Annotated in this window: 9 protein-coding genes; 3 read left to right on the top strand and 6 right to left on the bottom strand. The window is 72.9% G+C overall.

Annotation, left to right across the window (positions count from 1 at the left end):
- The 5 genes from E1291_RS18950 to E1291_RS18930 all read right to left on the bottom strand — a co-directional run.
- Positions 1 to 137, bottom strand: a 137-nt coding sequence (locus tag E1291_RS18950; RefSeq protein WP_131739160.1) for an SDR family NAD(P)-dependent oxidoreductase, incomplete at its 3' end; no start/stop codon positions are given.
- A 36-nt stretch (positions 138 to 173) separates the two neighbouring features.
- Positions 174 to 1,331 carry a 4-hydroxyphenylpyruvate dioxygenase gene (gene hppD, locus E1291_RS18945; protein WP_131739159.1) on the bottom strand — a complete coding sequence of 386 codons (1,158 nt, stop codon included), beginning with the start codon at positions 1,329 to 1,331 and terminating at the stop codon, positions 174 to 176.
- A 66-nt stretch (positions 1,332 to 1,397) separates the two neighbouring features.
- The gene (locus E1291_RS18940; protein WP_131739158.1) at positions 1,398 to 2,615 is read right to left on the bottom strand and encodes a cytochrome P450; all 1,218 of its coding nucleotides are present in this window, start codon (positions 2,613 to 2,615) and stop codon (positions 1,398 to 1,400) included.
- A 98-nt stretch (positions 2,616 to 2,713) separates the two neighbouring features.
- Positions 2,714 to 3,640 carry a LysR family transcriptional regulator gene (locus E1291_RS18935; RefSeq protein WP_165495182.1) on the bottom strand — a complete coding sequence of 309 codons (927 nt, stop codon included), beginning with the start codon at positions 3,638 to 3,640 and terminating at the stop codon, positions 2,714 to 2,716.
- A gap of 95 nt (positions 3,641 to 3,735) precedes the next feature.
- On the bottom strand, positions 3,736 to 4,977 hold the full coding sequence (locus tag E1291_RS18930) for an MFS transporter (protein WP_131739156.1): 1,242 nt from the start codon (positions 4,975 to 4,977) through the stop codon (positions 3,736 to 3,738).
- A gap of 117 nt (positions 4,978 to 5,094) precedes the next feature.
- Here E1291_RS18930 and E1291_RS18925 point away from each other — a divergent pair, with 117 nt between their 5' ends.
- Both E1291_RS18925 and E1291_RS18920 read left to right on the top strand, forming a co-directional pair.
- The gene (locus E1291_RS18925) at positions 5,095 to 5,700 is read left to right on the top strand and encodes a CGNR zinc finger domain-containing protein (RefSeq protein ID WP_131739155.1); all 606 of its coding nucleotides are present in this window, start codon (positions 5,095 to 5,097) and stop codon (positions 5,698 to 5,700) included.
- A 57-nt stretch (positions 5,701 to 5,757) separates the two neighbouring features.
- Positions 5,758 to 6,681: a DMT family transporter gene (locus tag E1291_RS18920; RefSeq protein ID WP_131739154.1), complete on the top strand. Its 924-nt coding sequence runs from the start codon at positions 5,758 to 5,760 to the stop codon at positions 6,679 to 6,681.
- A 79-nt stretch (positions 6,682 to 6,760) separates the two neighbouring features.
- Here the strand turns inward: E1291_RS18920 and E1291_RS18915 are convergent, their stop codons facing one another.
- Positions 6,761 to 7,150 carry a hypothetical protein gene (locus E1291_RS18915; protein ID WP_131739153.1) on the bottom strand — a complete coding sequence of 130 codons (390 nt, stop codon included), beginning with the start codon at positions 7,148 to 7,150 and terminating at the stop codon, positions 6,761 to 6,763.
- An 839-nt stretch (positions 7,151 to 7,989) separates the two neighbouring features.
- Between E1291_RS18915 and E1291_RS18910 the strand changes: the two genes are divergently transcribed.
- On the top strand, positions 7,990 to 11,742 hold the full coding sequence (locus tag E1291_RS18910) for a nitrate reductase subunit alpha (protein WP_131739152.1): 3,753 nt from the start codon (positions 7,990 to 7,992) through the stop codon (positions 11,740 to 11,742).
- Positions 11,743 to 11,754 lie beyond the last annotated feature (12 nt).

The raw sequence follows: 11,754 nt of genomic DNA, 5'->3' as shown, positions 1-11,754 counted from the left end.
CCGCCGGCGCCGAGGGCCCGCCGCGCCGTCTCGGGGTTCCGGGCGGCCGCGGCCACCCGGTCGCCCCGGCGCAGCGCGGCGCGGGCGATCTCCAGGCCGAGCCCGCGGGACGCGCCGGTGATGAACCACACCGCCATGTCATCCGCTCCTTCCAGGAAGATCCGGCATGGCGGTCACAGGTTGCCGCGGCGGGCCTGTTCCCGCTCGATCGCCTCGAACAGGGCCCGGAAGTTCCCCTTGCCGAAGCCGTTGGAGCCGTGCCGCTCGATGACCTCGTAGAAGACCGTCGGACGGTCCTGCACGGGCGTGGTGAAGATCTGCAAGAGGTGGCCGTCGTCGTCGCGGTCCGCGAGGATCCCCAGGTCGCGCAGGTCGGCCAGGTCCACTCCGACGTCGCCGACCCGATCGGCGAGCGAGTCGTAGTAGGCGTCGGGGGTGGACAGGAACTCCGTGCCCGCCGCCCGCATGGCGCGGACCGTCGCGACGATGTCGGTGGTCGCGAGCGCGATGTGCTGGACGCCCGGGCCGCCGTAGTACTCGAGGTACTCGTCGATCTGGGATCTCCGCCGGCCGGCGGCGGGCTCGCTCACGTTGAACTTCACCGTGCCGCCCCGGTCGGACAGGGCCTTGGACATCAGGGCCGAGTACTCGGTGGCGATGTCGTCGTCGGTGAACTCCTGGATGAGCGAGAACCCCATGGTCCGCTCGTAGAACCCGAGCCAGGCGTCCATCTGGCCGGCCTCGACGTTGCCGACCACATGGTCGATGGACTCGAACAGGTCGTGCGCGGGGTCGCGGCGGAGCGCGGCCGCCGACTCGTGGGGCACGTATCCGGGCAGGTAAGGGCCGGAGTACCGAGAGCGGTCCACGAAGGTGTGCCGGGTCTCGCCGTAGGCCGCGACTGTGGCGCGGGTGACCGTGCCGAACCCGTCGGACGCCTCGGACGGCGTGGCCACGCCGCGTGCGCCCCGTCCGACGGCGTGGGCGTACGCGGCGTGCGCGTCCGGGACCCACAGCGCCACGTCGGTGACGCCGTCGCCGTGTTCGGCGACGTGCCGGGCCAGCCTGCGGGCCCGCGCGGTATCGGTCCTGATGGGCGAGGTCACCACCAGGCGCACCTGCCCGGACTCCAGGACGAACGAGGTGAGGTCCGGGGTGCCGGTCTCGGGTCCGCGGTAGGCGGTGACGCGCATGCCGAACGCCGAGCGGTAGAAGTGCGCCGCGTGGCGGGCGTTGCCGACAGCGAAGACGACGGCGTCGGTGCCGAGGAGCGGGAAGGGATCGTGGGCCGCGGCCGCGGTGGGCGACGGAGCGGACCGGACAGCGCTCATGGAGAGAGCCTCCTCATCATGATCGGGTCACGGGCTTCGATCGGCGGACGGGGACGCCGGGCAACGTCAGGTGATCCGGGACCAGGTCACCGGCAGCTCTTCGAGCCAGCGCACGACCATGCCCCGCTTCCATCTGAGCTCGTTCTCCGGGACGGCGAGCCGCAGGCCGCCGACCCGGCGGGCGAGCGCGCCGATCCCGACCTGGAGCTGCATGCGGGCCAGGTGAGCGCCGGGACAGTAGTGGGCTCCCTGGCCGAAGGCGAGGTGCGGGTTGTCGGCGCGCTGGAAGTCGAGCTCCTCGGACGAGCCGAAGACCGTCTCGTCGCGGTTGGCCGCGCACAGCGACCCGACCACGGCCTCGCCCTCCTGGACCACGGTCGCGCCGATCGTGGTCTTCTCGGTCGCGTAGCGGGGGAACATCGTCGAGGTGTGGAAGGGCGTGTAGCGCAGGAGCTCCTCGACCGCGCCCGGGATCAGCCCGGGCCGGTCCCGCAGTTCGGCGAACCGCTCGGGCCGGCCGATCAGCATGCGGACGAAGTTGGCCAGTGTGACGACCGTGTTCTGCGCCCCCGGCGCCAGCAGCCGGACGGCCACCAGGACCAGCTCGTCCTCGGTGAGCCGGCCGGGCTCCTCGTCCCGGGCGCGGATCATGGCCATGAGCAGCCCGTCGGCCGGCTCGCGGCGGAGCCGCGCGATGAGCTCGGCCATGTACGCGTGGAGGCGGGCCATGTAGCGCTCCCTCCGCTCGGGCGTCAGCGACGTGGTCGACACGACGGCCTGTGACCAGGTCTGGAAGTCCTCGCGGTCCTCGTAGGGGACGCCGAGCAGGTCGCAGATGACGGTCACCGCGAACGGGTAGACGAAGGAGGCCATCAGGTCCACCGGCGGCTCGGTCCGCGCCAGGTCGTCCAGGAGGCCGTCGGCGATCTCCTCGGTCCGCGGGCGCAGCCGCTCGGCCCGGCGCGGGGTGAGCCCGGCCGCCGCGACCCGGCGCAGCCGGGAGTGCTCGGGCGGATCCATGGACAGCAGGCCGCGGTCGACCACGTCCACGCCGACCCGGGGCTCGTCCCGCGTCAGGGTGGCCGCCCGGCTGAACCGCGCGTCGGTGAGCACCTGGCGGACGTCGGAATGGCGGGTGCACATCCACGCCTCGTCTCCGTAAGGGAGCCGCACGCGGGTCAGCTCGTCCTTGGCGCGGAGCTCCGCATAATGCGGATGCAGGTCGAGCCCGTCCGGGGAGTCGAACGGATATGGGATGGCGGATTGGCTCTCACTCGACTTCACGTGGTGAACTCCTCTCCGAATCACGACGGTAAGCCGAACGTAGTGAGAGCTTCGAGGCCGAGTCAATTAGCAGCCCTTATGCAGCCATTAGACCCTGCTTATCTCCGCTGCGGGCGGCCTCTTTTTCGAGTGCGAATGAAATGCCGGTGCTCCTTGGCCAGATCGACGAGGCTTCGCACCACGGGGTCGACGCGGTCCGAATGCCAGGCCAGGCACACGCCGGCCCGCGGGACGGGCGGGGCGAACCGGCGCGTGACGATCCCGTCGCGTTCGCCGTCCTCGGCGACGGGCCGGTCCAGCACGGCCACGCCCCGGTGCTGCCGCACGGCCGCGAACACGTTCTCGTGGTCGGGCTCCTCGCGGACGGCGCGCGGCCCCGAGCCGCCCCACACCTGCTCGATGACGTGGTCGTAGACCTCGGCGCCGAGGTGGCGGGCGCACAGCACCGCCGGCTCGCCGCGCAGCTGGCCGCGGTCGATCAGCGGGGCGTCGGCCAGCCGATGACCGGGCGGCAGCACGGCGACCAGCTCGGGCTCGCTCAGCACGAGCGAGTGGACCGGCGGCGGCCCGGCGACCTGCCGCACGAACGCGACGTCGACGTCCCGGTCGAGGAGCCGCTCCACGTTGCGGGCCGTGCACCCGAGGCTCGTCGAGATCTCGATCCCCGGATAGCGGGTGGTGAACCTCTCCATGAAGTCGCGCTGGCCCAGCAGCGGTCCCGAGGGGCTGAAGGACACGCTCAGCGTCCCCATCCGGCCCGCGCCGATCTCCCGGACACGGGCGACGAGATGCTCGCAGCGGCCGAGGATCGCGTGCGCCTCCGCGGCCAGGGCGCGCCCGGCCCGGGTCAGTTCGAGCCCACGGGCACCGCGCCGCAGGATAAGGTCGGTTCCGATATCACCTTCCAATGCCTTGATCTGCTGCGACAGCGCGGACTGGGTGATTCCCAGGAGTTCCGCGGTTCGTCCGAAATGGAGTTCGCGGGCGAGCAGGGAGAAATATCTGAGGCGACGCAGATTCATCATCGGGAGTCCGGGACGGCCATTGCTGGACCGCTCCATTCCTTCCTCGTTCCGTTCGGGCACCATCGCGTCCGCCCGGAAGCTACCCATTGCGCGGGTTATACGCTTTTCGCGGGCACCGGATCCGGCGCCTCCTGACGACGGGCGCGGGCGCGGGCCCGGTGCCCGGCGGCGCCGGCGGCCAGCACGGCCACGGCGGCGATCTGGAAACCGGTCCCGGCGAGCGGAAGCCCGCCGAGCGCCCCGGCGTTCACCAGCAGGCCGCCGGTGACGGCGGCCACGGTCTGCCCGAGGTAGACCGCGCTGTTGTTCAGCGCGAGCAGCATGTCGGAGTCCCGGCCGCCGATCGTGATCAGGCGATGCTGGATCAGCGGGAAGGACGCCCAGTGCACCAGTCCCCACAGGACGAGCCCCGCTCCGGCGGCGGCGGGGGAGCGCAGCGCCGCCTCCAGCGCGGCGAGCACCACGGCGAGGACGATGATCGACCCGGCCAGCGCGCGCGTGGCGTCGAGGCGGTCGGCGAGCCGCCCGCCCACCATGACCCCGGCGAAGCTCCCGACGCCGAAGAGCAGCAGCAGCCAGGTCCGCTGTGACGGGGTCGCGTGCGTCCGGTCGTCCAGCAGCGTGCCGAGGTAGGTGTACACGACGAACGTCCCGACCACCCACAGCGTCGTCGTCAGCATCGCCGTCGGCGCGTGCGGGATCCGCGCGGCCGCGAGGCGGCGCCGCAGGCTCGCCGCCGCCGTGCCGGGCAGCGGCGGCAGGCACGCCGCCAGCCCGGCCGCGGTGCCGAGCGACAGCAGGACGACGAAGCCGAACGCCCAGCGCCACGAGCTCACGTTCCCGATCGCGCTGCCGAGCGGGACGCCGATCGCGATGGCGCTGGTCATGCCCGCGTACACGATGCCGAGGGCGCGCCCGCGCCGGTCGCGCGGAGTGATCCGGGCGGCGACGGCCGAGGCCGTGGCCGCGAAGAGCGCGGCCGCCGCGCCGGTCAGGATCCGGCCGGCCAGCAGCAGGGCGAACGACGACGCCGTCGCCGACACGAGGTTCCCGGCGGCGAAGACCAGCAGCACGCCCGGCAGGAGCGCGCGGCGGTCGGCCCGCGCGGCGGCGCCGGTCAGCAGCGGGGCGGCGACCGCGTAGGTGATGGCGAACGCCGTCACCGTCTGTCCCGCGGCCCCCTCGGACAGCCCGAGGTCGCGCCCGAGCGTGGGCAGCAGCCCCGAGACGATGAACAGGTCGGTACCGATCGCGAACATCCCCAGGGCGAGCAGCCACACAAGCAGCCACGGCCTCGACCGGCCGCGCGGGGCGGCCTCGTCCACGTCCTCTGTCATCGCGCACGCTCCTCTCGGCGGACGGCCGGGAGAAGGACCCACCCGGCGAGTAACCCTATGTATGGTTACTTATGGCCCGGGGATGCGTCCAGGGCGCGCGTAACCTAATATGTGGTTATGTCTGGTGCGCGATCTCGGCTCGGGTGGGTGTGGTACGGCGGGCGTCCGAGCGTGGACTTCGTCAACACCCGCCGCTATCGGTTCGCCGGCGGCCGGGAGCTGCTCGAACGGCCGTCCGACCTGGCCGCGTGGCTGCGTGCCGCCGAGCTCGTCCCCGGCCGTCCCGACGTGGACGGGGCGCTGCTCGAGGACGCGGTGCGGCTGCGCGAGGCCATCGACGCCGGCATCGGCGCGGTGGTGGGCGGCGAGCGGTTCCCCGCCGAGGCCGCCGGCACGGTGAACGAATGGCTCGCGCTGTCCGCGGGCCGCCCGCCCAGGCTCGACCTGAGCGGGGGCGTGCCGGCGCTGCGCCCGGCGGGCGCGCCCGGCGGCGCCCGGGACGCCCTCGTCGCGATCGCACTGGACGCCGCCGAGATTCTCGGCAGTGACCTGCGCGACCGGCTGCGGATCTGCGCGGGCACCGACTGCAGCGGCCGGTTCTTCGACCACTCGGCGGGGCGCCGCCGCCGCTGGTGCGACATGGCCGCCTGCGGCAACCGGGCCAAGGCGGCGCAGCACCGCAGGGCGCGTTCCGCGCGACAGATGCCGGGAGACGCCCTTTAGCTCGCCCTTCTTCCCAATCCGCCCTTTCGGAAAGCCTACGGAACGGGGACCGTCGCGGTGAGCTCGATCGAAGTCAGGGAACCCGGGACCGGGCGGGAAGCGCGCGGCGAGCGCGCCTACGGGGTGCTGCTGATGCTCGGATCGGCGGCGTCCTTCAGCACCATAGGCGTCTTCACCAGGGCCGTGTCCCTGCCGCTGCCGGAGGTCCTGTTCGTCCGGGGCGTGTTCGGTGCCCTGTCGATCTGGGTCGTCGCCCGCGTTTTCACCGGGCAGCGCCTGTTCGACCGGCGCGGTCTCACCTGGCCCGCACTGACCGTGGCGGCCCTGTTCACGGTCGGCATGACGAGCATCGTCGTCGCCTATCGGGTGGGCACCGTCGTCAACGTCTCGGTCGTGTACGCGACGATCCCGATCATCGTCGGCCTGTTCCACTGGGCGTTCCTGCGCCGCCGCCCGTCCCGGCTGTTCTGGTTCTGCGGCCTGGCGGTGGTCGCCGGTGTGGCGATCATGACGGGCGGCGGGCTCGGCGCCGGGGACGCCCTGGGCATGGGGCTGGCGCTGCTCATGACCTGCTGTGTGGCGGGGGTCATCCTCATCGCCCGCGCGCACCGTGACACGCCGATGCTCGCCGCCTCCGGCCTGGCGTGCCTGCTCAGCGGCGTCGTCGTCGTGCCCTTCGCCGGGCGGTTCGAGGGCGGGGCCCGCGATCTGCTGGTGTGCGCCCTGTTCGGAGTCGTGACGCTCGGGCTGGGACGGGTGTGCCTCGTCCTCGGCTCGGGCCGCGTGCCCTCCAGGGACGCGGCGCTGATGGACGTCCTCGACGCCCCCATGACGCCGCTGTGGACGTGGGCGCTGCTCGGTGAGGTGCCGTCCGCGGCCGGTGCCCTCGGCGGCTGCGTCGTGGTCGCCGCGGTGCTCGCCGGGGTCCGGTTCGACCGGGAGGCCGGCGGCTCCGGGCAGCGCGAACCGGTGGAGCGGTGACGGCGGGCGCCGCGCCCGTGGCCGGCGGCGCCGCCCTGGCTTGAGCCCGCGCCGGGCGCCGGGCGTCCTGCACGGGTGCTCAGCCGATGTTCAGGTCGCCCTGCACGTCGCGGAGCTGGACGACCCTGCTCGCGTGGCCGCTGAACACGTTGACGACGCCGTCCTCGGACGCGCGGGCCAGCGTCTGGGCCTGGTTCCAGACGGTCTCGACCTCGGCGGCGAACGCGGAGTCCTCGTCCAGCAGGCGGCGGACCGCGCCCTGAAGGACCTCGATCCGCTCGATCCGCTCGGGGGGCGAGGCGTCCTCGGCGGCCCGGGCCAGCGCCTCCTCGTCGGCCGGGCGGCCGCGGAAGCGCTCGCGGACCCGGCGGGACAACTCGGCCACGGCGGCGCGCACCGGCTCGCCCGCGACCTCGACGGCCTTGCCCGCCATGGCGGTGGCGATGGCGACGGTCATGGGATCGGACACCCCGCCAGTCCATCACGGGCGGACCGTTCTGACCACTCCCCGCATATGGCCAACGGTGTTCGGTGTCGCGGGCGGGGCGCCGAGTCCTCTGCTCATCGATGCCGGCCGCCGGGCGTCGTCCCTGCGGGGCGGCCATTATGCCCTCGCGCATACGCGGAAGTGCGCGATCTATGGAACTGTTCATCATCCACAACATGAGCCTTCAGGCGACATATTTGCGCGCTCTCCCTAGTCCAGGAGGCGCTCCAAGCGGCCCCGGAGAACGCCGCCGGGGCCAGCCTCCTCTCCTCGTGCGTTCTGCTGCACGCCCAGATGCACGCGGGGCCTGAAGGGACGCCGAGACGACCGCACGTGACCTCCTGCCGTTGCTGGGCGGTCTCCCTCCCAGCAGGCCGCTGGCCAGGCTCAACGTCACCCTCGGTGAAGTCCATGGAGCGAGACGCCCGCCTCGCCGCGCACCGAGGCTCGTCGTGGAGCTCCGCCACCCCCGCGTGGAGCCACCGGGACGGGGCACGGAGCCCGCGTCTGGTCGAGCCGCCCCTCGCCCACCTGCGCCTGCGGGCCTCGGTCACGGGGTTTCCACATTGTGGAATTCTCTGCCCGGGTGCTTTATCGCGGGCAGGAGACGCCGTTTTCACGAGGTCACGATCGTGGCCGTTGGCGGAGGATGCCAGCCAAGGTTAGGGGACCGTAAAGAAGCTTGACTTCATTAGTCAGTCGGCGTGAAGTTCATACACGGTCGGCGCGCGACCGGTGTGCCAGGCCGCGCCGGGCGGACTCATTCGAGCGGATCGCCGTGCCCCGCGCCGGCTCTGCGCCCATGGAGGGAGAGGGTCGCCGTGGCGAGACGCAAAGCCCGTCAGGAATGGGAGCGTGCCACCGCCGAGCGGTTGCTGAAGGCGGGACGGCTGCTGCAGCGGACGCGGACCTCACCGGACCTGCGGGTGGTCTACCGGGACGATCAGGACGTCAACGACTCGCCCTACCGGGAGCGGTGGGCGCACGACAAGGTCGTCCGCTCGACGCACGGCGTGAACTGCACCGGGTCGTGTTCGTGGAAGGTCTACGTCAAGGATGGCCTGATCACCTGGGAGACCCAGCAGACCGACTACCCGAGCGTCGGGCCCGACCGTCCCGAGTACGAGCCCCGCGGCTGCCCCCGCGGCGCGTCGTTCTCCTGGTACACCTACTCGCCGACGCGGATCCGGTACCCGCACGTCCGGGGCGTCCTCCTGGAGATGTACCGGGAGGCGCGGCGGCGGACGGGCGACCCGGTGGCCGCGTGGGCGGAGGTCACCGGCGACCCCGAGCGCCGGCGGCGCTACCAGCGGGCCCGCGGGAAGGGCGGGCTGGTGCGGGTCGGGTGGGACGAGGCGCTGGAGATGGCCGCCGCCGCGCACGTCCACACGATCGCCGAGTACGGGCCGGACCGGGTGGCGGGGTTCTCGCCGATCCCGGCGATGTCGATGGCCTCGCACGCGGTGGGCGCCCGGTTCATGTCGCTGATCGGGGCGCCGATGCTGTCGTTCTACGACTGGTACGCGGACCTGCCGATCGCCTCCCCGCAGGTGTTCGGGGACCAGACGGACGTACCGGAGTCGGCGGACTGGTGGGACGCGGCGTACCTGATGCTGTGGGGGTCCAACGTGCCGGTCACCCGGACCCCGGACGCGCACTGGATGGCCGAGGCCCGCTACCGGGGCCAGAAGGTCGTGGTGGTCTCGCCGGACTACGCCGACTCCACCAAGTTCGCCGACGAGTGGCTGCACCCCCATCCCGGGACGGACGGGGCGCTGGCGATGGCGATGGGCCACGTCATCCTCACCGAGTTCTTCGTTCGCCGGACCGTTCCCTATTTCACGGACTACGTGCGCAGGTTCACCGACCTGCCCTTCCTCGTGTCCCTGCGGCCCGGTCCGGACGGGCAGCTGACGCCGGGCCCGTTCGTGACGGCCGCCGACGCGGGGCTGGACACCGGCACCGGCGACGAGGCGGCGCAGTGGCAGCCCGTCCTGGTGGACGACCGGACCGGCGACCTCGTGGCGCCGGACGGGACGCTGGGCCACCGCTGGGCGCGGGAGGGCGCGGGCCGGTGGAACCTCGACCTCGGCGGCGTCCGGCCGCGTCTGACGCTGCACGCGGGCGAGGGCGGCGACTCCGTCGAGGTGCTGCTGCCGCGCTTCGACGTCGAGGGCGGCGTCACGCGCCGCGGCGTGCCGGTCCGGCAGGTGGGCGGCACGCTGGCCACGACCGTGTTCGACCTGCTCCTCGCCCAGTACGGCGTGCCGCGGCCGGGCCTGCCCGGCGTGTGGCCGGACGGGTACGAGGACGCGTCCGAGCCCTGCACCCCGGCGTGGCAGGAGGGGATCACCTCCGTCCCCGCGGGACGCGTCGTGCACATCGCGCGGGAATTCGCCGACACGGCCGAGCGCAGCCGGGGCCGCGCCATGATCGTGATGGGGGCGGGCACCAACCACTGGTTCCATTCCGACACGATCTACCGGTCGTTCCTGTCGCTGCTGCTGCTCACCGGGTGCCAGGGGGTGAACGGCGGAGGCTGGGCCCACTACGTGGGGCAGGAGAAGGTGCGCCCCCTGGCCGGGTGGCAGCAGCTCTCCACCGCCGCGGACTGGGTGCGCCCGTCCCGGCAGATGGCGGGCACCCCGTACTGGTACGTGCACACCGACCAGTGGCGGTACGAGCGGTTCTCCGCGGAGGCGATGTCCTCGCCCACCGGCTCGGGCCTGTTCGCTGGCCGGCACACCGCCGACCTGGTGGCGCAGTCGGCGCGGCTGGGATGGATGCCGTCCTACCCGACCTTCGCGGCCAACCCGCTCGACCTGGGCCGCGCCATCGCGGAGGAAAATGCCGACCCGGGCCGGTGGGCGGCGGCGGAACTGGCCGCCGGACGGCTCGGGTTCGCGTGCGAGGACCCGGACGCCCCGGAGAACTGGCCGCGCGTGCTGACGGTATGGCGCGCGAACCTGATCGGGTCGTCCGCCAAGGGCAACGAGTACTTCCTGCGCCACCTGCTGGGCGCCGACGACAACGCGGCGGCGGGCGAGGCGGGCGAGGGGGAACGCCCCCGCGACGTGACCTGGCGCGAGGACGGCCCGCGCGGCAAGCTCGACCTGCTGCTGGCGCTGGACTTCCGCATGACCTCCACCACCCTGCACGCCGACCTCGTCCTGCCCGCCGCGACGTGGTACGAGAAGCACGATCTGTCCAGCACCGACATGCACCCCTACGTGCACGCGTTCTCCCCGGCCATCAGCCCGCCCTGGCAGACCCGCACGGACTTCGAGATCTTCCACGGGCTGGCGCGGGCGTTCAGCCGGCTGGCCGTGGGCCGGCTCGACACCGCGCACGACCTGGTCGCGACGGCGCTGCAGCACGACACCCGCGGCGAGCTCGCGCAGCCCGGCGGGCGCGTGCGGGACTGGCGGGAGCAGCGCCCCGACGGGACGCCCGCCGTGTCGGCCACCGTGCCGATCGCCGCCGGGCGGAACCTGCCGTCGCTGGCCCTCGTCGAGCGGGACTACACCGCCGTCGCCGACCGGCTCGCCTCGTTCGGGCCGCTGGCCGAGAAGCACGGCATGACGGTCAAGGGCGTCACCGTCGACCCCGCGCCGGAGGTCGCGTGGCTCGGATCGCGGTCGGGGACGGTCGCCGCGGGCGCCGCCGCCGGGCGGCCGCTGCTCGACACCGACGTCAAGTTCTGCGAGGCGATCCTCGCGCTGTCGGGCACCACGAACGGCCGCATCGCCGCCGAGGGGTTCGCGCGGCTCGCCGAGCAGGTCGGCCCCGCGTCCGGGCTGGCGGAGCTGGGCGCCTCGGTCGCCGAACGGCGCGTGGTGTTCACCGACACCCAGGACCGCCCGGTGCAGGTCGGCGCGAGCTTCGAGTGGTCGGGCAAGGAGGCGCCGGACCGCCGCTACGCCCCGTTCACCATCAACACCGAGCACGCCAAACCCTGGCACACCCTCACCGGGCGCCAGCACTTCTACCTGGAGCACGACTGGATCGCCGAGTACGGCGAGCAGCTCCCCGTCTACCGGCCGCCGCTGGACATGGCCGCGCTCGGCGAGGGCCGCGACACCGGCCGTGACGCCCGCCGGGGCCGGGACGGCGACCGCGCCGTGGCCGTCCGGTACATCACCCCGCACTCCAAATGGTCGATCCACTCGGAGTACCAGGAGAACCTGCTGATGCAGACGCTGGCGCGCGGCGGGCCCGTGATCTGGGTCAGCGTGCCGGACGCGGCGGCGATCGGCGTCGCCGACAACGACTGGATCGAGGCCGTCAACGCCAACGGCGTGGTGGTCGCGCGGGCCGTGGTCTCGCACCGGATGCCCGAGGGCACCGTGTTCATGTACCACGTGCAGGAACGCATCGTGAACGTGCCCAAGTCGGAGGCGACGGGCCGGCGCGGCGGCGTGCACAACGCGCTCACCAAGCTGCTGATCAAGCCGACGCACCTGATCGGCGGGCACGCGCAGCTCTCCTTCGCACCGAACTACTACGGTCCCACCGGAAACCAGCGGGACGCGGTCACGGTGATCCGGCGCCGCTCCCAGGAGGTGAGCTACTGATGGCACCCCGCG

It is taken from the genome of Actinomadura roseirufa (assembly GCF_900659635.1).
GTDB lineage: Bacteria > Actinomycetota > Actinomycetes > Streptosporangiales > Streptosporangiaceae > Spirillospora > Spirillospora roseirufa.
Note: the sequence above shows the minus strand (reverse complement) of the source record. Positions and strands in the feature narration are given on the sequence as shown.